The sequence below is a fragment of the Microbacterium sp. HJ5 genome, assembly GCF_054824025.1.
Map to the genome: position 1 here is coordinate 1 of NZ_JSYE01000052.1, position 21,277 is coordinate 21,277.

At 69.0% G+C, this 21,277-nt stretch carries 18 protein-coding genes; 12 read left to right on the forward strand and 6 right to left on the reverse strand.

From position 1 onward, the window contains the following. Positions 1-321 precede the first annotated feature (321 nt). Positions 322-2,028 carry an LVIVD repeat-containing protein gene (locus OB08_RS16135; RefSeq protein WP_461476528.1) on the forward strand — a complete coding sequence of 569 codons (1,707 nt, stop codon included), beginning with the start codon at positions 322-324 and terminating at the stop codon, positions 2,026-2,028. Between the two features lie 116 nt (positions 2,029-2,144). Here the strand turns inward: OB08_RS16135 and OB08_RS16140 are convergent, their stop codons facing one another. Further along, positions 2,145-2,504 carry a hypothetical protein gene (locus OB08_RS16140; protein ID WP_461476530.1) on the reverse strand — a complete coding sequence of 120 codons (360 nt, stop codon included), beginning with the start codon at positions 2,502-2,504 and terminating at the stop codon, positions 2,145-2,147. A gap of 418 nt (positions 2,505-2,922) precedes the next feature. On the opposite strand from OB08_RS16140, the gene OB08_RS16145 reads away from it, so the two are divergent. The 6 genes from OB08_RS16145 to OB08_RS16170 all read left to right on the forward strand — a co-directional run bounded on the left by OB08_RS16145 (position 2,923) and on the right by OB08_RS16170 (position 9,248). After that, a complete protein-coding gene (locus OB08_RS16145) occupies positions 2,923-4,353 on the forward strand; it encodes a sugar transferase (RefSeq protein ID WP_461476532.1) in 1,431 nt (476 codons plus the stop codon). Positions 4,354-4,564: 211 nt separating this feature from the next. After that, a complete protein-coding gene (locus tag OB08_RS16150; RefSeq protein ID WP_461476534.1) occupies positions 4,565-5,455 on the forward strand; it encodes a glycosyltransferase in 891 nt (296 codons plus the stop codon). Next, positions 5,452-6,105 (forward strand): polysaccharide deacetylase family protein, encoded by a 654-nt coding sequence (locus tag OB08_RS16155; protein WP_461476536.1) that lies wholly within the window; start codon positions 5,452-5,454, stop codon positions 6,103-6,105. Before OB08_RS16150 ends, OB08_RS16155 begins: the two co-directional genes overlap by 4 nt. Before the next feature lie 76 nt (positions 6,106-6,181). After that, positions 6,182-6,871, forward strand: coding sequence for a hypothetical protein (locus OB08_RS16160; protein WP_461476538.1), 690 nt, complete (start codon positions 6,182-6,184; stop codon positions 6,869-6,871). An 8-nt stretch (positions 6,872-6,879) separates the two neighbouring features. Further along, positions 6,880-8,229: an MFS transporter gene (locus OB08_RS16165; protein WP_461476540.1), complete on the forward strand. Its 1,350-nt coding sequence runs from the start codon at positions 6,880-6,882 to the stop codon at positions 8,227-8,229. Further along, positions 8,226-9,248 carry a TolB family protein gene (locus OB08_RS16170; protein ID WP_461476542.1) on the forward strand — a complete coding sequence of 341 codons (1,023 nt, stop codon included), beginning with the start codon at positions 8,226-8,228 and terminating at the stop codon, positions 9,246-9,248. The genes OB08_RS16165 and OB08_RS16170 overlap by 4 nt, the downstream gene beginning before the upstream one ends. 35 nt (positions 9,249-9,283) lie before the next feature. Here OB08_RS16170 and OB08_RS16175 read toward each other — a convergent pair whose 3' ends face one another. Beyond that, on the reverse strand, positions 9,284-9,712 hold the full coding sequence (locus tag OB08_RS16175) for a VanZ family protein (protein WP_461476544.1): 429 nt from the start codon (positions 9,710-9,712) through the stop codon (positions 9,284-9,286). Positions 9,713-9,751: 39 nt separating this feature from the next. Here OB08_RS16175 and OB08_RS16180 point away from each other — a divergent pair, with 39 nt between their 5' ends. Genes OB08_RS16180 through OB08_RS16190 form a run of 3 tightly spaced genes read left to right on the forward strand, consistent with a single transcriptional unit; the run spans position 9,752 to position 13,949 of the window. Then, entirely contained in the window at positions 9,752-10,789 is a 1,038-nt protein-coding gene (locus tag OB08_RS16180; RefSeq protein WP_461476546.1) for a glycosyltransferase family 2 protein, read from the forward strand. Beyond that, positions 10,786-11,760 (forward strand): DUF6492 family protein, encoded by a 975-nt coding sequence (locus OB08_RS16185; RefSeq protein WP_461476548.1) that lies wholly within the window; start codon positions 10,786-10,788, stop codon positions 11,758-11,760. The genes OB08_RS16180 and OB08_RS16185 overlap by 4 nt, the downstream gene beginning before the upstream one ends. Further along, positions 11,757-13,949, forward strand: a complete 2,193-nt coding sequence (locus OB08_RS16190) for an acyltransferase family protein (protein ID WP_461476550.1) — start codon at positions 11,757-11,759, stop codon at positions 13,947-13,949. The genes OB08_RS16185 and OB08_RS16190 overlap by 4 nt, the downstream gene beginning before the upstream one ends. Here the strand turns inward: OB08_RS16190 and OB08_RS16195 are convergent, their stop codons facing one another. From OB08_RS16195 to OB08_RS16210, 4 genes are all read right to left on the reverse strand, one after another. Continuing rightward, on the reverse strand, positions 13,950-15,389 hold the full coding sequence (locus OB08_RS16195; RefSeq protein ID WP_461476552.1) for an O-antigen ligase family protein: 1,440 nt from the start codon (positions 15,387-15,389) through the stop codon (positions 13,950-13,952). 18 nt (positions 15,390-15,407) lie between these two features. Beyond that, positions 15,408-16,061, reverse strand: coding sequence for a hypothetical protein (locus OB08_RS16200; protein WP_461476554.1), 654 nt, complete (start codon positions 16,059-16,061; stop codon positions 15,408-15,410). After that, the gene (locus OB08_RS16205) at positions 16,058-16,645 is read right to left on the reverse strand and encodes a hypothetical protein (RefSeq protein ID WP_461476556.1); all 588 of its coding nucleotides are present in this window, start codon (positions 16,643-16,645) and stop codon (positions 16,058-16,060) included. Before OB08_RS16205 ends, OB08_RS16200 begins: the two co-directional genes overlap by 4 nt. Positions 16,646-16,865: 220 nt before the next feature. Beyond that, on the reverse strand, positions 16,866-18,389 hold the full coding sequence (locus OB08_RS16210) for a DUF4082 domain-containing protein (RefSeq protein ID WP_461476558.1): 1,524 nt from the start codon (positions 18,387-18,389) through the stop codon (positions 16,866-16,868). 278 nt (positions 18,390-18,667) lie between these two features. Here OB08_RS16210 and OB08_RS16215 point away from each other — a divergent pair, with 278 nt between their 5' ends. Beyond that, positions 18,668-19,888, forward strand: a complete 1,221-nt coding sequence (locus OB08_RS16215) for a glycosyltransferase (protein WP_461476559.1) — start codon at positions 18,668-18,670, stop codon at positions 19,886-19,888. Beyond that, complete coding sequence (locus OB08_RS16220) at positions 19,885-21,264, forward strand: glycosyltransferase (RefSeq protein WP_461476561.1); 1,380 nt, start codon at positions 19,885-19,887, stop codon at positions 21,262-21,264. Before OB08_RS16215 ends, OB08_RS16220 begins: the two co-directional genes overlap by 4 nt. Positions 21,265-21,277 lie beyond the last annotated feature (13 nt).

Sequence of the window (21,277 nt, forward strand, 5' to 3'; positions counted from 1 at the left end):
CGGGGGGGGGGGTGGATCCATCTTGCGTTGCTGGGGCGATGAAATCGAGCGATCGAAACGAAGAATTAACGATTGCGGTAGCGGTAACTCATCGCCCGCCGATACATTCCAACTCATACAACTGCATAACCGTGAAGTATGCGAAGTGCGTCCGGCGGCTCTCCAGAAGCTTTCGGAATGCACTTCGGCCTGAGTGACAGACCGACATATCGATGACGCAATGCTGATTTGGGAGGGCCACACCGCATGAAGACACGATCACCCCAGAGATCGCGCCGAACCACACGAATACTCGCCACCATCGGAGCGCTGACGCTCGGCATGACGATGGTCACGGCGACCGCCGCGGCCGCCGACACGGTCGACGGCGATCCCCGCGAAGGGCTCTCCGCAGGCCTCCACGATGCGGGTCAGGCCGCCAGCAACATCGCCCTGCTGTCGGCGCAGCAGAAGACCTCGCCGTTCACCACGAACTCCGACCTCGCCTTCACGGGCGACTACGCGATCGCGGGCAACTACTACGGCTTCCAGATCTACGACGTCAGCGACCCCGCGGCCCCGGCGCTCACCGGCACCTTCGTGTGCCCCGGTGGCCAGGGCGACGTGTCGGTGTTCGGCGACCTGCTGTTCATGTCGGTCGAGTCGGCCCCCGGCCGCCTCGACTGCGGCACGACGTCCGTCTCGGCGACCGACCCGCAGAACTTCCGCGGCGTGCGCGTGTTCGACATCTCGGACATCACCAGCCCGGTGCAGGTCGCAGCCGTCCAGACGTGCCGCGGGTCGCACACGCACACCGTCGTGGAGGACCCGGATGACGCGGAGAACGTCTACGTCTACGTCTCGGGCACCGCGGGCGTGCGCACCACGACCACCGCGCTCGAGGGCTGCGTGAACCCGACCAACGCGAACACCGAGGCGTCGCACCTCGACGCCAACGGCAACCCGATCGACACCGCCCGCTTCCAGGTCGAGGTCATCAAGGTTCCGCTGGCCGACCCGGCCGCCGCCGCGGTCGTCAACGAGGCCCGCCTGTTCGCGGCCGAGAGCGGCAGCCCGTCCGGCCTCTGGCCCGGCGGCAGTCACGGCGAGGGGTTCCAGAGCACCTCGGCGACCGACGCGTGCCACGACATCACCGCGTACCCCGAGATCGGGCTCGCGGCAGGCGCGTGCGAGGGCAACGGCATCCTGATCGACATCAGCGACCCGGTGAACCCGGTGCGCATCGATGCGGTCACCGACCCGCGGTTCGCGTACTGGCACTCGGCGACGTTCAACAACGACGGAACGAAGGTCGTGTTCACCGATGAGTGGGGCGGGGGCAGCGGTGCACGTTGCCGTTCGACCGACCCGCTGAACTGGGGCGCCAACGCCATCTTCGACATCGTCGACGGCAAGCTCGAGTTCGCGAGCTACTACAAGATGCCCGCCGTGCAGACGGCGCAGGAGAACTGCGTCGCCCACAACGGCTCGCTCATCCCGGTGCCCGGTCGCGACATCATGGTGCAGGCCTGGTATCAGGGCGGTCTGTCGATCTTCGACTTCACCGACAGCGCCAACCCGGTCGAGATCGCGTACTTCGACCGCGGCCCGATGAGTGCGACGAGCCTCGTCACCGGCGGCTACTGGTCGACGTACTGGTACAACGGCAACGTCTACGGCAACGAGATCGGCCGCGGCTTCGACAGCCTCGCGCTTCAGCCGAGCGAGCACCTGAGCGAGAACGAGATCGCCGCCGCCGGCGAGTACGTGCTCGACGCGTTCAACGCGCAGGCGCAGCCGAAGTACGGCCACGCGCCGAGCTTCGCGGTCGTCAAGTCGTACATCGACCAGGCGGAGCGCGACGGCTCGCTGAGCGGCAAGGCCCTGACCCAGGTGCGCAAGCACGTGGCCGAGGCCGAGGTCCTGGTTGCGGACGGGTCGAGCGCGAAGGCGATCCAGGCGCAGCTCGACAACGCCGCGCGCAAGTCGGGCCTGCCGGGCTCCGACGTCGTGGCCGCGCTGAACGCGCTGGCAGCAGCCCAGAGCTGACCTGCTGATCGGAGGGCGCTCGGTGGCTTCGGCCGCCGGGCGCCCTTCGTCTGTGCGCCGGCGCTCGGCGCACGCGGTTGCTCGGTCGGCCCGCGCGGGTCAGAGCGAGCGGGCGCTCAGCGCTCGGGCCGCAGCTCCGCCGGCGCCGGGAACGTCAGTCGGAAGCGCTCCAGCTCGGCGCCCACGGCCGACGCCATGCCGAACTCGTCGGCGACGACCGTGATACCGCGGGGGCTCGCCTCGGAGATGCGTACGGGTCGCTCGCTGCCGTCGGCGAACCGCAGCGTCCACCGGTCGGCGAGGTAGCCGATGCCCAGGTCATCGAGGAGCTCCTCCGCGTCGAGCCACTCCAGCGGCCCTGCCGAGCGCTCGCGCCCGAGGAGGTCATGCACACGGAACCCGTCGCCGTCGGCGACCATCCAGCCCAGGACCTCTCCGTCGGGCCGCCGGTGCTCGATCCAGTCCGGGGGCAGCATGAGCCGGACGCTACCATGCTCGACTCCGCATATGGCCCAGGTTGGGGGGTCGCGACGAGGCCATATCAGGATTGATCGGCCCCCGTCAAATTGGATCTTCCATTCCACCGTGGCCGGGAGTACAGTGGCACCGCGCGACGGGACCTGGGGGTCCTACAGTTCGATCGAACCCGAAACCGATCGAGCCGACGCGTGGGGATCGATGGAACGACGGGGTCGTCGTTCGCGCATGTCCTGGGGATGATATGGCTACAAAGGACGCACTGACGTGCGTACGGTGGTTCGCGGCCTGAAGCCGACCGTGACCGGCGTGGAGTCGCCTTCGGGCGACGACGAAGGGACCCGAAACCTTCGTCGTCTCCCGGCGACTCCGCGCCCTCCACGGCCGGGCCTCCTGCCCGCGGCGATCGCGCCGCGCGTGCAGCCTTCGCTGGAGCGAAGGCGCCAATGGGAGCGCCGCCACAGGCGGCGACTCGCCCTCACCGACGCAGCAGCGGTGGCGGGCGCCGTTGCCGCGACCGAGGTGCTGGGTCTCGCCGGGTTGTCCCGCGCGACGACGTTCGACCCGACCTTCCGCGTCGCCGTGCTGGTGGGCGGCTCCTGGCTGGTCCTGCTGTGGCTGATCCGCTCGCGCGAACCGGCCGTCCTCGGATCCGGCGCGACGGAGTACACACGGGTCGCACACGCGAGCGGCCTCGCCTTCGGACTGCTGTCGATCATCTTCCTCGTCTTCCAGCTGCCGGGGCTGCGGATGCAGCTGGTGGTCGCACTGCCGTTGGGACTGCTGCTGCTGGTCGTAGAGCGCTGGCTGTGGCGCAAGCGGCTGATCCACGAGCGTGCGCAGGGCGAGTGCCTCTCGCGAGTCATCGTCGCCGGCACACGCGACGACGTGGAGTACGTCATCGAGCGACTCGTCCACGACTCGCACCACGGCTACCGCGTCATCGGCGCCACGACCACCGACGGCGGCGAGGATCCGATCCACGTCGACGGACATGCGTATCCCGTCGTCGGCACCGTCGATCGCACCGCCGCGTACGGCCGGCTCACCGGCGCCGACGCCATCGTGGTTGCGAGCACGCCGCACGAGGACCGGGACTTCGTCCGCCGGCTGGGGTGGGAGCTGGAGGGGAGCGCGGCCGAACTCGTCCTCTGCAACCGGCTCACCGACGTGGCGGGCCCCCGTCTCTCCCTCCGCCCCCTCGACGGACTCCCGCTCGTTCAGGTCAAGATCCCGGAGTTCGAAGGGGGGATGCACGCCATCAAACGGGGGCTGGACATCTGTCTGTCCCTGCTCGCGCTGGTGCCCATCGCCCTGCTCGCACCCCTGCTCGCCGTGCTCATCAAGGGCGACTCGGACGGCCCCGTGCTGTTCCGCCAGCAGCGCGTGGGCCGAGACGGCCGCCAGTTCTCGATGCTGAAGTTCCGCACGATGACCGTCGACGCCGAAGAGCGGCGCGAGGAGCTGCTCGTCGGGAACGAGGCATCCGGCCCGCTGTTCAAGATCAAGCGCGACCCGCGTGTCACACGGGTGGGAAGAGTGCTCCGGAAGTACTCGCTCGACGAACTGCCCCAGTTCCTCAACGTCCTGCGTGGCGACATGAGCATCGTCGGCCCACGGCCTCCGCTTCCGAGCGAGGCGACGACCTATGACGGCACCGCGTGCCGGCGGCTGTACATCAAGCCCGGGATCACCGGGCTGTGGCAGATCAGCGGTCGCAGCGACCTGTCCTGGGACGACAGCGTGCGGCTCGACCTCCGCTATGTCGAGAACTGGTCGCTCGCAACGGATCTCATGATCATGTGGCGCACCGCCAAGGTGATGATCACGCCGAGAGGGGCGTACTGATGGCCGTCGAGAGAATTCGGCCGACGACAATGGCGTCGTCGGCCGAAGCCAGCCGGATCCGTGGTCGCGCGCCGTCGCCGTTCACCAGGTGCACACTGGAGGACGCGCACGCGGCAGGTGCCCTTTCCCCCAACCGGGCGGCGGCCGCGGATCCCCAGGGCAGCGCGCACGGCAGCGCACAGCACCGGCGGACGAGGCCGATGAAGGGCGGATGGCACTCATGCAGGGGGGCCCGCGCATGGTGAGCATCATCATCGCCGCGCACAACGAGGAGACGGTCATGGGGCCGTGTCTGGATGCGCTTCGGCACGCGACAAGCTCGGATGCCGAGATCATCGTGAGCGCGAACGGCTGCACCGATCGCACGGCCGAGATCGCGCGCGACCGCGGCGCCATCGTCGTCGAACGCGCCGAGCCCGGCAAGCCGGGAGCACTCAACGCCGGCGATGAGCAGGCGACCGGGTTCCCCAGGGTGTACCTCGACGCCGACATCCGCGTGCCCGCCCACGGCATCGCCGCGCTCGAGCGGCTCCTCGAGGAGGGCGCGCTCGCGGCCGTGCCACGACGAAGGATGGAGACATCCGGTCGCCCGCTGCCCGTCCGGGCGTACTTCGCGATCAACGGGCGCCTCCCCGCCTTTCGGGACGGCCTGTTCGGGCGCGGAATGATCGCGATCTCCGAGTCCGGCCGTGTACGGTTCGACCGGTTCCCGTCCCTGACGGCCGATGACCTGTTCCTGGACTCCCAGTTCTCGCCCGCCGAGAAGGCCGAGGCCGACGATGTCGTCGTCATCGTGGAGGCGCCGCGCACGACGAGGGCGCTGGTGAACCGCCTCGTGCGCGTGCGTCGTGGCAACGCCGAGATGCGATCGGCAGCAGCGGCCGGCGAGGTCGACGCATCGGTGAGGGAGTCGGACAGGTGGGCGTGGCTGCGCGATGTGGTCGTGCCGCATCCTCACCTGGCATTCGCGGCGGTGCCCTATCTGCTGATCACCGTGACAGCGGCGCTCCGCGCGCGTCGCACCCGGCCTGCGGGAAGCGCCTGGGGCCGCGACGAGACCACACGCGTCGCAACCCCCTCGTGGATCGAGGCTCAGCCATGATCGTCAATCTCTGCTTCCACGGCGTCGGAATCTGCCCACGGGAGCACGAGCCCGGGGAAGCCGGGTACTGGATGAGTCAAGACATCTTCTTGAGGGTGCTCGACCTGGTGGCGCCGCTCGAGGACGTGCGGCTCAGCTTCGACGACGGCAACCGATCCGACGTCGACGTCGCACTGCCGGCTCTTCGCGACCGCGGGCTCACCGCGACGTTCTTCCCCCTCGCCGGCCGGCTCGACGATCCGGCGAGCCTTGACAGCGCCGATCTTCGCGGGCTGCGCGCCGCTGGGATGCCGATCGGCTCCCACGGATGGACGCACACCACATGGCGTGACCTCACCGACGTCGAGGCCGGCCGAGAGTTCCTCGAGGCGCGCAAGGCCCTCGAAGAGGCCAGCGGCGCGACGATCACGGAGGCGGCGTTCCCCCTCGGCGGCTACGACCGCACCGCGCTGCGGCGCCTCAAGAGCGCGGGCTACCGGACCGTCTACTCCAGTGACCGGTACCCGGCCCGGAGAAGCGCATGGATGCAGGCGCGCTACAGCGTCACTGCCGCCGACACCGTCGACTCCGTGGCACGTATCGCTCGACGTCGGCCCGGCATGCACGAGCTGAGGAACGTCTTGGCCAGCACCGTCAAGCGCATGAGGTAGCCGACCGCGCACGCGGTACGGCCGGAAAAGAGGCATCCCGTCGAGGGACGCCGGATCGCAGTCTGGGGAACGCGACATGGGCGAAGAGCAGGGGACGGTCCCGCGGGACCGAACCGAGGGCATCGCACCGGACTCCGGCGAGCGCCGGGGCCTCACACCCGCCATGCGACGCGTGCTGTGGATCGTCGGAGCCGTTGTGGCGGCCGGAATGGCCCTCGCCCTCTGGCTGTTCATGACGGGGGGCAGCTCAGACGCACCCGACGCGACGGATGCGGCGACCGCTCCGTCCCCGGCCTCGACTCAGACTCAGGGACCGCTCCCCGGGGCAACGCCGACGATGGGCAGCGAAGTGCAGACGCCCGACGCGACGGCTCAGCCGACCGATCGGCTTCCCCCGCTCCGAACCCCCTCCCCGCTGGTGAGCGCACCGCTGCCGGAGACCGGGTCGGCAACCGGTCAACTCGTCGACGGTTTCCCCGCGGAGGTGATGGGGCCGGCGCCACCCTCGAACGTGCTCCAGAGTTCCATCGCGACCGAGGGGAGCACGATGCAGGTCACTCTGCAGGCTCGCACCGACGCGACACCGGACGAAGTGAGCCAGTACTACCGCGCCCTGTGGGGCGACCTCGGGCTCGCCGATGCCGGCGCAAGCGGCGGGACGGACGCGTCGTACTCGGACGCGCACTCCTCGCTCTCGCTGGCCTTCAGCGCGTCCGCCGGCACCGGCACCGTCTATACGGTCTACGGCGTCTTCAGAACGAGTTGAGGCGCCCGTTGTACATCTCCTTCTCCAACTCGCCCGCACCCGAAGCCGAATCCGAGGTCGGCGATCCGCCGCGGAGGAACCGCGGTGCGCGAACGGTGTCCTCCACCGTGGTCACGCTCGGCATCGTCTCGTTGCTCACGGATGTCTCGTCGGAGTCGGTCGCCGCCATCCTGCCCCTCTACATCACGGGCGTGCTGGGGCTGTCGACCATCGCCTTCGGGTTCATCGACGGCCTCTACCAAGGCGTCAGCGCCGTCGTGCGCATCGTGGGCGGCTACGCCTCAGACCGGTACGACATGCCCAAGTGGGTCGCATTCGTGGGGTACGCGCTCGCCGCGGTGGCGCGCGTGGGCCTGCTGTTCGCCTCCGGATTCGCCGCGATCACCGCGGTCATCGCGGTCGACCGCATCGGAAAGGGCATCCGCACGGCACCACGCGATGCGCTCATCACGGCCGCATCGGAGCCCGAGATCCTGGGCACGTCCTTCGGCGTGCATCGGACGCTGGACAACATCGGCGCGGCGATCGGCCCGCTCATCGCGTTCTTCATCCTGTTGGCGATTCCCGATGGCTTCCACACCGTGTTCGTCGCCTCCCTCGCGTTCGCGCTCATCGGCGTGCTCATCCTCGGGCTCGTGGTGCCGAACGTCCGCACGCGCGCCGCGCACGACGAAGCAGTGACGGATGCCGCCGCGCCGGCGGCCTCGCGGGTGCGAAAGAAGTTCGACTGGGCCGCCGTGACCACCGGCCCCATGCGCCGTGTCCTCGCGGCGGCAGGACTCCTCGGGCTGCTGACGATCGGTGACGGTTTCGTCTACCTCGTGCTCCAGTCGCGGAGCGACTTCGCCGCGCAGTGGTTTCCGTTGCTCTACGTCGGGACGAACCTCGCCTTCCTGGCGTTGGCCATCCCACTCGGCCGACTGTCGGATCGCGTCGGGCGAGCCCGCGTCTTCGTGTTCGGTCACGCATCGCTGCTGGCCGCGTATGTGATCGCCGCCACGCCGATCGCCGATGTCGCGTCGATCATCCTGTGCCTCGCCCTCCTCGGCGGGTTCTACGCCTCCACGGACGGGGTGCTGGCGGCGCTGGCGAGCCAATTGACGTCGCCCGAAACGCGCGGGACGGGCATCGCCGCCGCGCAGACGGTCGTCGCGCTGACCCGCTTCCTGGCGGCGACAGGGTTCGGTGTCCTCTGGTACCTCGTTGGTCCCGAGACATCGATGCTGATCGTCGCAGGGCTGCTCGCCGTCGCGATTCCGGCCGTCGCTCTTCTCCTCCATCCGTACCTCTCGGTCACGCGCCCGCTGGCTGTCGCGAGCGACTCCGACGCTCTGCCCGCGGAGGTCGGCGAGCCGTGAACGATCGCGTGAAGTGGCTCCTCGTGGCTGGTCTCTCCGTCGTCGCGCTCGGCGCGACCGCCGTCCTCGGCCTCGTCGCCTGGCAGCAGTCCCGGCTCCGTCTGGAAGCCCGCAGCGCGGTCGCGATAACCGCGCCGACGGAGTGGGCCTCAGGCGACCGGGTGGTCTTCCGCAACACGGCCTTCGGGGATGGGTACGGACTCGTCGCAAGCGTGCCGCTCGGGGACCCGACCGGTCCCAGGGCCGTCACCGAAGTCGCGTGCGATCGCGTCGACGCCGTCGACGACGAGTTCTCGTGCCTTCGGACCGAGCGGGGAGTCGTCCCTTCGTACTCGGCGTCGCTGTACGCGAACGACGGCACGGTCGTCCTCACCTGGCCGCTGCCCGGCATCCCCAGCCGAACCCGGATCTCGGACGACGGCGCGCGGATCGCGACGACGTCGTTCGTCTCGGGCCATTCGTACGCGACAATCGGGTTCTCGACCGAGACGGTGATCCACGATGATGCCGGCGATGACCTCGGCGACTTCGAAGAGTGGACGCTCATCGTCGACGGCACGGCCAGCGCGCCGATCGACCGCAACTTCTGGGGCGTGACCTTCGTCGACGACACCACGTTCTATGCGACGGTCGGAATGACGGGGTCCGGCCGGACGTACCTGGTGCACGGCGACATTCCGACGCGCACGCTGACAACCGTCGCCGAGGGGGTCGAGTGCCCGTCTCTGTCGCCGGACCGCACGCGTATCGCGTTCAAGCGCGTGACCGCCGGATCGGGTCCGACCGCGTATTGGACGCCCGCGATCATGGACCTCGCGACGGGCGAGGTCAGGACGCTGACGGAGTCCCGCAGCGTCGACGATCAGATCGAGTGGCTCGATGACAGCACGATTCTCTACGGGATGCCCCGCGAGGATCAGTCCGGCGACACCGACGTATGGTCGCTCAGAACCGATGGGTCGGGTGTCCCAGAGGTGTTCATCGAGCACGCATGGTCGCCGTCGGTGGTGCGTCCATGAGCGTCATGTGCCCGACTGCGCGGCCCGTCGCTCCGTCAGTCCGGAGCGTCGGATCTGTGGGCTTGTCGTCGTCGCAGCACGAAGATCCAGGCGAGCGCCGCGCCGACCGCAGCACCCAGGACATTCGCAACGATGTCGCGGAGGCTCGGCTGACGGGACGGAATCACGATCTGCGCGAGTTCGACGCCCGCCGACAGCACGAGCGCCAGCACCACGCCGTACCAGTGATTGCGGAGCAGGAGCGTGAGCAGGAGCCCGAGTGGCACGAACATGAGGATGTTCGCGCCGAACTCGATCCATCCCGTGCCGAACGGCGAGACGCCCAGGACGTCGCGGATCCCATCGCCGATGGCATGCACGATCGAGCGATACGACACCGGGCTCAGCACGACGACGGCGACGACGACCACGTAGACGCCGAGAGCCCAGAGCACCCCCACTTGGCGTCGCGTCGGCGCGGACATGGGGACAACTATCGCATGCCCGACGGTGAGGACTGACACATGGACAACCGGCATCGTCAGTCCGCTGGTGAGCTCGTGGCTGTGTCAGGCGACAAGCCGTCGCAGACCGGCCGGTTCGTCGGTATGGGCGACCGCGCCGACGTCTGCGTCATCGTCGTGACCTACCGCAGTGCGACCCACATCGACCGCTTGATCGGATCGCTGCGGCAGGAGTCGGGCGACCATCGGCTGCGCGTGATCGTCGCCGACAACGCGTCCCCCGACGACACCATCGCGGCCGCGCGGGCGCACAGCGATGTCGTCACGCTGCAGACAGGGGGGAATCTCGGTTATGCGGGCGGCATCAACGTCGCGATGAGAGCCGTCGGCGACGCCGACGCCATCCTGGTCCTCAACCCCGACCTGGTCATCGGTGCGGGCGCGATCACGGCGATGCGCGAGCGCCTGGGGCAGCAGGATGTCGGCATCGTCGTTCCGACGATCCTCGACGGCGGCGATCGGCGCACCGTCTCGCTGCGGCGCGAGCCGAGCGTGCTGCGCTCCTTCGGCGATGCGGTCTTCGGCGGTCGGTTCCGACGACGTCCCGCAGCCCTCGCTGAGGTCGTCCTGTCGCCTCGGGAGTACCGGACAGCCCATCGGATCGACTGGGCCACCGGCGCCGCGCTGCTCATCTCGCGAGGAGCCGCGGACGCCGTCGGCGACTGGGATGAGCGGTACTTCCTCTACTCCGAGGAGACCGACTACTTCCGCCGCGCCCGCGAAGCGGGGTATGCGACGTGGTTCGAGCCCTCTGCGGTGGTCCGCCACTCCGAAGGGGGCTCGGGCGCGTCCGTCGAGCTCGACAGACTGCTCGCGGTCAATCGCATCCGGTACTTCGAGAGTCATCACGGTCCTGTCGGCACAGCACTGTTCCACGGCGTGGCGGTGCTGAACCATTTCGTGCGTTCACGCGACGCAGGGCATCGGGCGATCCTGTCCACCATCGTCTCGCCGAAGTCGTGGTCGACGCTGCCGAAGGCCTCCGAACCTGCCGCACCTCGCGCGACGAATGACGGCGGAGGGAGCGCGTCGCCATGACTCTTGCCATCGTCACCACGAGCCACAAGCCGGACTTACGGTCGTTCGCACGACTGCATGCATCGGTTCTCGAACACACCAACCCGTCGACGCAGCACATCGTGGCCGTGCCGGCGATCGACGCGCCGCTGTTCGAGTCGATCGGGTCCGCTCGCCTCACCGTTGTGAGCGAGCGGGCGGCGCTGCCCAAGCGATTCATCCCGGCGACGAGGCTCGCGCGGATCCCCCGCCTCCCGCGGGGGTTCCGGATCGCGGCGCTCAACGCCACTCGGCCCTGGCCTCCGATCCGCGGCTGGATCCTGCAGCAGATGGTCAAGCTCGCGGTCGTGTCGGAGCTGCAGGTCGATGTCGCCCTCATCATCGACTCGGATGTGCTCCTGGTGCGTCCTGTGGACGAGTCCACCTTCCGGACCAGCGACGGCGTCGTGCGCCTGTACCGGCTGCCGGACGGCATCACCCCGGACATGAGGCGCCACCTCGCGCAGCGCGCGAAGGCGCTCGCCCTGCTGGGTGTCGCCGAGACCGAGAGCCACTCGCCGGACTACATCGCCGGGATCGTGAGCTGGGATCCGTCCCTGGTGCGGGACATGCTCGCCAGGATCGAGACGACGACGGGTCGGCACTGGCAGGACTGCATAGGGCAGAGCCTGGACTTCTCCGAGTTCATCACCTACGGCACCTACACGATGCTGCTCGCCGAGCCCGCCCGGCGGACATTCGTCGGTGAGCGCAGCCTGAGTCACAGTCACTGGGGTCCGACACCGCTGACGATGGCTGCCGCGCACCGATTCGTCGACACGCTGGCTCCGGACGATCTCGCCATCCACGTTCAGTCGAACACCTCGACCGACGAGACTGTCCTCCGCTTCATCGCGGACGCCGCGGCCGCGCGCTCCCGGGCGCGGCCGGAGGATGCCCCGTCGCCGAGTTCAGCGCAGCCGCTCCGGGAAGCGCGAAGCAGGCCGACATGACTGCGCCCTCCGGTCCCGGTCACGTGCCGGCGCTCGACGAGGTGCGGGTTGCGGCGCAACCGCTCCCGCACGCACCCGCGCGCCCCCGTCGCGGGGCATCCGATGACCGGTTCCGGGCCGACATCCAGGCGCTGCGAGCGATCGCCGTCATCCTCGTAGTGGTGTATCACTTCTGGCCGACCCTGCTTCCGGGGGGATACGTCGGCGTCGACGTGTTCTTTGTGATCTCCGGATTCCTCATCACCGCGCACCTGCGGCAAATGGCCGAAGGCCCGCGCGGACTGTCACTCATGGGGTTCTACGGCCGGCGCATCCGCAGGCTGCTTCCCGCGTCGCTGCTCGTCCTGTTCGTCACCACTGTCGGCATCATCATCTGGGTGCCGAAGCCCCACTGGCCCATCGACCTCGGTGCGATCATCGCGAGCGCGTTCTACGTGGAGAACTGGTTCCTCGCGGCCACGGCTACCGACTACCTCAGCGGCAGCGTGGCCGCCAGCAACCCTGCCAACCACTACTGGTCGCTGTCGACCGAGGAGCAGTTCTACCTCGTCTGGCCACTGCTGATCCTGGTCGCCGGCGCGCTCGTCGCCCGGACCGCCCATCGGAGCATCACGTTCTGGCTGCTCGCCGGCATCACGGCCGCCAGTTTCGTCACCTCAGTCGTGTGGACGGCTTCCGATCCCAGCGTGGCCTACTTCGCGACCCCGACACGCGCCTGGGAGTTCGGACTGGGCGCCCTGCTGACGTTTCTGCCGTCATCGTGGGTGGGCGGTCTTCCCCGATGGATCCGGATCGCCGCAGTGTGGCTCGGCCTTGCGCTCATGGTGGTGACTGCCATCACCTACGGTGGCACGACCGCGTTCCCCGGGTGGATCGCGCTGGTGCCGGTCGTCGGTGCTCTGCTCGTCATCGCTGCGAACCAGCCTCGTGGAGTGCTCAGCCTCCAACCCGTGGCTGAGCTCGCACCGGTCCAGCGCGTGGGCGACGGGTCGTACGCCATCTACCTCTGGCATTGGCCGCTGCTGATCCTCGTCCCGCTCGCGCTGGGCGATGCGACACGCAGCGCCGTCGGGAAGTTCGCGATCCTCATCGCGACGCTCGTGCTCGCCTGGCTCACCCGCACCTACGTCGAGATCCCCTTCATCCGCCTCGGGAGCACGCCGAACGCACGTTCCGCTCCGAGGCGTCTGGAGTCCAGAACCATGGTCGGAGCGCTTGCCGGGATGCTGGCGGTTGCGCTGCTCGCGTGGCCGCCGTTGGCGCTCGTCGAGTCCGAGGCATCCGCGCAGCGTGACGCCGTCGCTGCCGCCGAAGAGGAGTCCTCCCCGTGCCATGGTGCGGCATCGCTGACATCGGACTCCTGCCCGTCCGAGGGGTCGCAGACCGACTTCGTGCCGGGTCTGCTGATCGCCGGCAGGGACCAGTCCGCGCTCGACGGCTGCCAGGTCGCACCGACGATGGAGCACCATTGCGAACGGGGTCCCGCCGACGGGATCCCTGTCGCGCTCGTCGGCGACTCGCATGCCACCCAATGGCTGCTCGCTGTGGAAGCGGCCGCCGAGGCGTACGGGTGGCGCGTCACCACCTACCTCGCGGGGGCGTGCCCGTTGTTCCTGCCGCAAGCCGGACTCCCTCAGTCCACGGTGCGCGATTGTGCCCGCTGGCAGCAGGCGACTCTCGCTGAACTCTCGCAGAAGGGGTACGAGTTCGTACTCGTATCCGCGCAGGGCTGGGACGCGCTTGATCAGACGAGCAGTGACCCGGGATCGGCGCAGTTCCGGGAGACCGCCGCTGGCGTGGGAGCGGAGTACGCCGCCGCCTGGAACCAGTTGACTGCCGCGGGGTCCCAGGTGATCGTGATCGCAGACACCCCGAACGCCAACCTCGCCGGCATCGGAGACGTCCCGTCCTGTCTCGGAGCCCGCGGCGCGTCGGGGTGCAGTCTGCCGCGGGCTGCGGCGCTTGCGGCGAACGAGCCGCTTGCAGCGGGAGTACAGCGCGCACCGGGCGTGCGAACGGTCGACTTCACCGATGTCGTGTGCCCCGGCACGGGAGACTGCCCTGTGGTCATCGGCGGCGTGCTGGTCTGGTCCGACGGCTCGCACCTCACGAAGACCTACGTGCGCACCCTGGAGCAGACCTTCGTCGAGCGCATCGGAGTCGTCACCGGCGCCACGCGAGCGGATTGACTACGAGGCGGCGCGCTTGGCCGGCAGCGAACGCGCGACCCGGCGGCTCTGTCGGCGCACCTCCGTCGACTCCTCGAAAGCATCGGAGGCGATCGCCACACCCACGGCCCGCGTTTCGACCATGGACACCGACCGGATTGCCGCGCAGAGGCCCATCATGACGAACAGGAACCCTCCCGACATCGGAAAAGCGAGGCCATCGAAAAACGCGAGGACAACTGCGGCCGTGATCACCGATGCGGCAACTGCGTGGCCCGTGAGCCCGACGAGAGGCGACTCGGACCTGCGCCGCGCCTGCCATGCGCTCCACACAGCTGCGCCGATCAGGCCCGCGAACGCGACGACACCCAGTATCCCGAGTTCGATCGCAAGCCCTGCCCACCCGTTGTCGAAAACGTAGTAACGGGGCAGGAACGTGCCGAACCCGATGCCGATGAGTGGCGACGCCGAGACGAAACCCGGGAGCCTTTCGAGTGCGCCCGTGCGGGACAGCGTGCTTCCATCAGTGCTGGTGAAGAGGCTGAGCGTCGTACCGACGAGTCCCGGCGTCAGAGCGACCATCACCGCAATCACGGCAAAACCACCCAAGACGACCAGCAGACGAGTCCTCCGGGGCATCGCGGGGACGATCAGAACGACCGCGACGGCGAGTCCGATGATGGAGGAGCGGGAAACGCTCATCAAAGCCACGACGGTCAGGAGAGCGCTCGCACCCCACCACCACGCGACAGAGCTTCTGGCCCGCCCCCTGCCGAAGCCCTGCGAGAGCGCGCCCGCGACACAGAGCGGCAGCGCCGCATTGAGGATCGTGCCGAACTCGAGCGGGTGGGTCGCTGTCGCTGCGGGCCTGATCCGTCCGGCGCGCTCGGCGATGCCGCCGTCTCCGGTGGCGAGTCCCGGGATCGATCCCCAGAAGTCCACGTACGATTGACCGGTGAAGCTCTGCAGCAGCGCGAGCAGGGCGAGCAGCGCGGCACCGATGGCTACGACGCGGATGATGCGCGAGACGTCGCGCATCGTGCGCACCCCATCGATGATGACCAGCAGCACCCCCGCCCATGACAACAGCCTGAGCATGGACGTGATCAGCTGGCTGACCTGATCCCCGGGCTGCCCGCGCAGCATCGCCTCAGCGAAGCTCACCAGCGCGATCACGAAGAACACGACGAACGCGACACGAACGGGTTGCCATGTGCTCACGACGTCGACGCTGCGCCATTGGAGGCGCGAGACCGCCCAGAACGCGAACATCGCGAGCCCCCAGAGGAAGTGCGGCCGCCCCAGAGCTCCCATGCTGCTGATCGTCACATTCGACGGCACCGCGTAGAGCAGCACCACGTAGACGATCACCAGGCGCGCCGCGTCCCAGGGAAGCTTGTGGACGATCCCGATGTGGTCGACCGCCGAGACAGGAATCGACCCGTGGTGACGCTCGCTCATTGCAATGCCCCGCCTTGGCTAGTCGAGGACCGCGTCCTTGTCGGACTCGGCGGCATCGACGGCTGAGGTCGCACGCCGTCTGCGTCTTGCGAGCCCGTCCACGAGTGCAGTGAGCCCGAGCGTGACCGCCAGCACACCGATGCCGGCGGCGGCGGCGGAGACGATGCGCGTGCGCTGGAGCTGCGTGCTCTCGACATCCGTCGTCAGCGTGACGATCTCGATGCGGGATGCCGGGGGGATGTTCTCCGACGTCTGAAGGTCGTCCAGGACCTCGACGGCGTGGTTCATGACCACCGCCAGCAGCGCCTCGGCCTCGGCGTCGCTCGGGGACGTCACGATCGTTCGGATGATCGGCGCCGAGCCCGTGGCGCGTTCGACGACCACTTCACTGTCGGGATAGTCGCTCAGGGTGGCGGCGAGCCCGATCGGGTCGCCGACCGACTGCACAAGGACGTCCGCGGGGATCTGGAGCCCGCTGATGAAGAGGAAGGGGTTTGTCGCCCCCTCGGGGAGGTTCGCCGCACCCGGCAGAAGCATCTGTGTCCCGGTGCGCTCGTACTGCGGGCCCACGACAGCCCACGTCCCCACGACGGCGGCAACGGCCAACAGCAGCCCCGGAAGCACGATGTACCAACGGCGCCGAAGGAGCTGAAGAACATCCGCGGGTTTCATTGCGCCTCCACTCGCCCCCGCCGGTTGCTTCGATGCAGGCGAAGGCTGGCCTTCTCCCACAACAACGCGACGCCGACGCCCGTGATCGCTCCGGCCGCGGCCATCGCCGCGAACGCCGAGATCTTGCTCACCCAGGACGGCGAGATGTAGTCGATCCGCGTCGACAGCGGTCGAACCTCCTGCGTGATCAGATGCGACGGCACGGCGTCCGCCTCTTCCTGCAGGCGGATGGCCGTCTGCAGGACATCGTCGACCAATGCCTTCTGTCGCGCCTCCACCGATTCTCGCGCACGTCCGATGACGTGAACCTCGATCGCCGCGTCCGGATACGCCGAGGCGAACTGGCTCCCCACGAACGCCACCTCGACGAATTCGGCCTCGCGCTTGCCCGCGCCGTACAGAGGAGCTTCATCCGTCGCATAGCGATCCGGCTCGTGGCCGATGTTCACCTTCTGGGCCACGAGGCCCGCGAATGCGATGACGCTCTCGTCGGCGAAGCCGTTGAGCGGGTCGAGTCGCGCGGTGCCCGGCCACCGGAAATCGACCACCGTGCGCGTCGTGTAGATGCCGCCGTCCTGCAGCATCAGGAACGTGAGCACCACGACGACCGCGAACGCGAAGACGGACGTATACCATCGCCGCGCGACGACGCCCAGGATCTCTCGCACCGTCACGACCGCCTCCTCATCCGGGCAGGCGGGCCCCCATTGGCCGCACAGGTGACAGGCTACCGGCGAAAGCTTCGTGCCGGCTGGATTCGGATCCAGCCGGCACGAGTCGTCGCCGCGAAGGCGGTGAGTGGAGTCAGTCGTTCTGGGGGATCGGCGCCAGCGTGTCGTCCCAGATGTTGCCCGTCCAGGTACCACCGCTCACGTCGCCGATGCCGTATACCGCGCGGCGGGTGAAGCGGTTGTCCTTCACCACGATGTTCGTGATCGGCGTGGAGTTCAGCATCCATGCGCCCCCGTCGATGAGGTTGCTCTGGATCGTGACATCCCTGCCGCCCCGATCCTTCGTGCCCATCTGGAAGACGGCATTGACGCCCGACTGGTTCCCCAGCTTGAAGGTGCTGTGCTTCACGACGATGTTGCCGTCGGCGGTCATCTGCACACCGTCGTTGTGCGAGCCGTCGATCACCGCGAGCGCGGTGACGTAGCTGTTCTCGATGACCACGTCCTTCTCCGCCTTGAAACCGTCGAGGCAGCCGTGCACGTACAGGTTCCGTGCGGTGTAGCCGCGGAAGGCCATGGCCGCCTGGCAGGCCGGCGTCCCGTTGACCTCGATGTTCTCAGCCGTCAGCCCGAGGCAGCTGTGCGCGTCCCGGGTGACACCCGTGTAGTCGCAGTCGATGGGATAGTAGCCCCCCGCATCGAGGTAGATGTTGCGGAGCGTGACGCCGCTGTGCGCCACGATGATCATCCCCTTGTCGATGCTCAGGTTCTGAATGACCGCGCCATTGCCGGTGGTCTGAACCGCGCGGATGTCCGACCGATAGGTCCACCCCGAGCCGCTGGTCGCATCCTGCGGTACGCGGATGAGTGCGGCGCGGTTCGCCACCCCGGTGTTCGTCTCGTCCGGGTACCCGCATGCGCTCGGCAGGACGATGCAGTTCTTCTGCGTGCCGACGCCTGGACCGGGAGCAGTCGTAGGAGGCGTTGTCGGCGTCGGGGTCGGAGTCGGCGTCGGCGTCGGAGTCGGGGTCGGAGTCGGGGTCGGCGTCGGGGTCGGCGTCGCGGTGGGGCGCGGAGTCGCCGTCGGGCTGGGCGCCGTCGAGGGCAGGTCCGGCCGGTAGACGATGTCGACGAGGAAGTTGGACCCCCGCGCAGAGCGGCTGGGGAAGCGGCTGTCGCCGAAGCGGTAGACGCCGGCGCCGCGTTCGAGCACGAATCCGTTCGTGGTGCGCTTGGCCGTCAGGGCTCGCTCGGTCACCGGGTAACGGCCCTCGGGCGCGTGGTAGGACACTGTGTAGCTCCGGCCCGCCTGCAGTCTGACGGACTGCGCCAGCTCGATCGTGCGCCAGCCCACCGTCGTGGTCGGCGCGAACGCCACGCGCGCCAGCGGGGTTCCTCGAGAGGACCACAGTGTCGCGTGCCTGACACCACTGGCGGCTGGACCCTGGTAGTACTGCAGCGCCGTGACGGCCCCGTCGCGCGTCGGCGAGAACTTCACTCCGAGTTCGATGGCGCGGCCCCTCCCCGACGCGGCGTCCGATGGAGTCAGGTCATCGGCGAACATGCCGACCGTCGCGCCCGCAGCAGCCACAGCTGCCACACCCGGTGCGGCGACCAGGGTGGTCAGGCCGAGCACAGCAGCGAGGATGAGGGCCAAACGTGCACGAAAGGCACGCACACGGGCACGGCGACGCTGGGTTCGGGTTTGCATGACACATCCAGGGGGTTTCTCGGGGGAGGCACAGGCGATGCTAGGCGGGCCACTGCCTCCCGACCTGCCAGATGAGCGACATCTAATGCCGTGTGAGAGAGATTTCATCGTCTCGACCATCGGGTCCGGCAGACACAGAATCGACGTTGAACCGGGCCTTTTCTCCCTCGGCGAGTAGAATTCCCACGGAGATGCTGAGCGATGTCTCACCCTGGGGGTGGCCGATGCCAGAGTCCGATCCTGCGTCGCGGACACCGACCTCGATCGTGTGCGTGTACAACGATTCCGAGGTGCTGGAACGGTGCCTCGCCCAATCGATCCGCGACGGACTCGACTCCGCCCCGCAGACCGAGCTCATCGCCATCGACAACCGGGGCAACCCGTTCCCGAGCGCCGGAGCGGCACTCAACCACGGCGCGCGACGCGCCCGGAACGACGTCATCGCCTTCGTCCACCAGGATGTCGTTCTGCACTCACTCGTCGCGCTGGAGGAGGCGGCAGCGGTCATCGTCGCTGACCCCGCCATCGGGATCGCAGGAGCCGTCGGCATCGACTCGCGTCGTCGCATTCTGGGTCGCATCCGCGACCGGGTGGTCCCCATCGGAGAGGTGGTCACCGAACCTCGAGATGTCGACACGCTCGACGAAGTGCTCCTGCTCGTGCGCCGCGAACACGTTCTGAAGGAACCGCTGAGCGAGGATCCACTGCTCGCCTGGCACGCGTACGGCGTCGAGTACTGCGCGCGCTCACGGAGCGCGGGTCTGCGCGCCGTCGCTCTCGACATCCCACTCACCCACAACAGTCTCACGACGAATCTCGAAGCGCTCGACCTCGCCCACCACAGAGTCGGGGAGCTGTACCCCGGCCTGGTTCCGCTCCGCACGACCTGCGGCACCATCTGGGGAGGCGACCCGCCGAGCGGCATAGGCCGTCAGCTGCGGCGCATGCGAAGCGCGCGCCTCTGGTGGGGCGAGTCGCTCGAGGCCCGAGCGCTTTCGAGCATCACGCCTTCCAGCCCCATCGTTCTCGCAGACGTCCGAATCCTGATCGACGAGACGCTCGCACGCGGCCATATGAAGTCGTTGCGGTCGCTCGACCTCGCCACGGGCGATGGCGCACCCACTTCGGCCGATGGCCTGGTCCGGTTCGGCAAGCCTTTCTCCGTCGCGACCGTCTCCACGGCCGCCGCGCGAGAAGCCATCGAGCAACGCGCTCCGACGGAGCTCCTCCTGATCAGCGCCGCCGACGGTCGAGACATCGCTGCACTCGGACCGCTGGGACACCTCCCGCACGTCGTGGGGCACATGCACGAGATCGGTGTCTGGGTGCTGATCGGCGTCCCCGCCGCGACACTCCGGCCATTGTGGTCCGACACCCGAAGCCGGCCATTCGCGGGACTCCTGCGGCCGCCTCGCGCGGCGCGCACCGCGTCGGACGCGACGTGACCGGCCCGCTGCGCCTCAGGCACCTCCGCGCGCAGCTGGCGGCGAGCAGCTACAGCGCGGTGGTCACGGTGACGGATCTGCTGCCACCGCGCATCCGGTACGGATACGTCCACAGGATCACCGCCCGGGTCCTCCGCCGGCCGCTTCCCGTTCTCGCGCCGGTCGCGTCGGCGGGGACCGCGAGCGCTGTCGCCGCGGTGCCCGAAACGACCACCGCCATCACGTGCGCGCTCGCAACGGACGGCCTCGACGTCGGCGGCGTCGGCTTCGTCGTCGAGATGCTCGCCGCCGGACTCCCCTCCGCGGGGGTGCGGCCGGTGGTCGTTTGTCGCGGGGATGGGGTGCGAGCCGCGCGACTGCGCGCGAGTGGGATCGACGTGCGCGCCGTGGCCACTCGCGGCGAGGCAGCTGCCGCCTTCCGCGACGTCGATGCCATCGCCCTGCACAGCGCGCCAGGCTACATCGAGGCGGCAGCGGCCGAGAGCGGCCTCCCTCTCGTGACGGCGATGCACAACACCGAGATCCACTTCACCCGCCGGAGGTGGGCGGCGTTCCGCGAGTTGATCCGGCGGTCCACGGAGGGTGTCGCGGTGAGTGAGACCGTGCGCGACTTCCACGCCCGCCACCTCCCCTTCGACGAGGCCCGGAAGCTCCGGGTCGTCCCGAACGGGGCTCCCGCGCCACCGCCTGCCGCAGCCGACGAGCGCGCGGCGGCCCGGCACGCGCTCGCGCGCGTGCTGGGCGTGCCGCTCGGCGACGACGTCGTGTTCGTCTGCCTCGCGCGCTACGACTCGCAGAAGAACGTCGCCGGTACGGTCGCCTCGTTCCTCCACGCACTCGACACCCGGCTGACCGACGCGCGTTTCGTCTTTGCAGGCGACGCGTCCGACTGGGCGGAGATGCGGCGTGCCGATGCGATCCGACGCTGCAGTCCGCATGCCGACCGCGTCCACCTGCTGGGCAGCTCCCACGCACGGAGCCTGCTCGCGGCGGCCGACGCGTTCCTCCTGAACTCCTTCTTCGAGGGCTGGGCCGTGGCCGCGACCGAAGCGGCCGCCACCGGCTTGCCGCTCGTCCTCAGCGACGTCGGGGGCGCCGCCGAGCTCGTCTCCTTCGACGCGACCCGATCGATACTCATCGCGAACGCCACCGGCGCATCTGCCGCGGTCACCGACGCGCGGGTGGGGGCGGCACGTCGCCGGTCACGCCGTCAGCCGAATCGTCACGAGCTCGCCGAGGCCCTCGCGGTGGTCGCCGGCCGCGTCCGGGCCGATCCGGTGCGAGAGGTGCCGCCCGCGATCCGCACCGGCGTCGCCGACATGGTGCATGGGCACGCCGCCGCGGTGAAGCGCGCCTGCAGCGCCCGGGACGCCTGAGTCGAAAAGGGCG

Coding starts and splice junctions, on each gene's coding strand:
- OB08_RS16135 (WP_461476528.1), top strand. CDS start 322: ATGACGATGGTCACGGCGACCGCCGCGGCCGCCGACACGGTCGACGGC.
- OB08_RS16140 (WP_461476530.1), bottom strand. CDS start 2,504: ATGCTGCCCCCGGACTGGATCGAGCACCGGCGGCCCGACGGAGAGGTC.
- OB08_RS16150 (WP_461476534.1), top strand. CDS start 4,565: ATGGCACTCATGCAGGGGGGCCCGCGCATGGTGAGCATCATCATCGCC.
- OB08_RS16155 (WP_461476536.1), top strand. CDS start 5,452: ATGATCGTCAATCTCTGCTTCCACGGCGTCGGAATCTGCCCACGGGAG.
- OB08_RS16160 (WP_461476538.1), top strand. CDS start 6,182: ATGGGCGAAGAGCAGGGGACGGTCCCGCGGGACCGAACCGAGGGCATC.
- OB08_RS16175 (WP_461476544.1), bottom strand. CDS start 9,712: ATGTCCGCGCCGACGCGACGCCAAGTGGGGGTGCTCTGGGCTCTCGGC.
- OB08_RS16180 (WP_461476546.1), top strand. CDS start 9,752: ATGGACAACCGGCATCGTCAGTCCGCTGGTGAGCTCGTGGCTGTGTCA.
- OB08_RS16185 (WP_461476548.1), top strand. CDS start 10,786: ATGACTCTTGCCATCGTCACCACGAGCCACAAGCCGGACTTACGGTCG.
- OB08_RS16190 (WP_461476550.1), top strand. CDS start 11,757: ATGACTGCGCCCTCCGGTCCCGGTCACGTGCCGGCGCTCGACGAGGTG.
- OB08_RS16195 (WP_461476552.1), bottom strand. CDS start 15,389: ATGAGCGAGCGTCACCACGGGTCGATTCCTGTCTCGGCGGTCGACCAC.
- OB08_RS16200 (WP_461476554.1), bottom strand. CDS start 16,061: ATGAAACCCGCGGATGTTCTTCAGCTCCTTCGGCGCCGTTGGTACATC.
- OB08_RS16205 (WP_461476556.1), bottom strand. CDS start 16,645: ATGCTGCAGGACGGCGGCATCTACACGACGCGCACGGTGGTCGATTTC.
- OB08_RS16215 (WP_461476559.1), top strand. CDS start 18,668: ATGCCAGAGTCCGATCCTGCGTCGCGGACACCGACCTCGATCGTGTGC.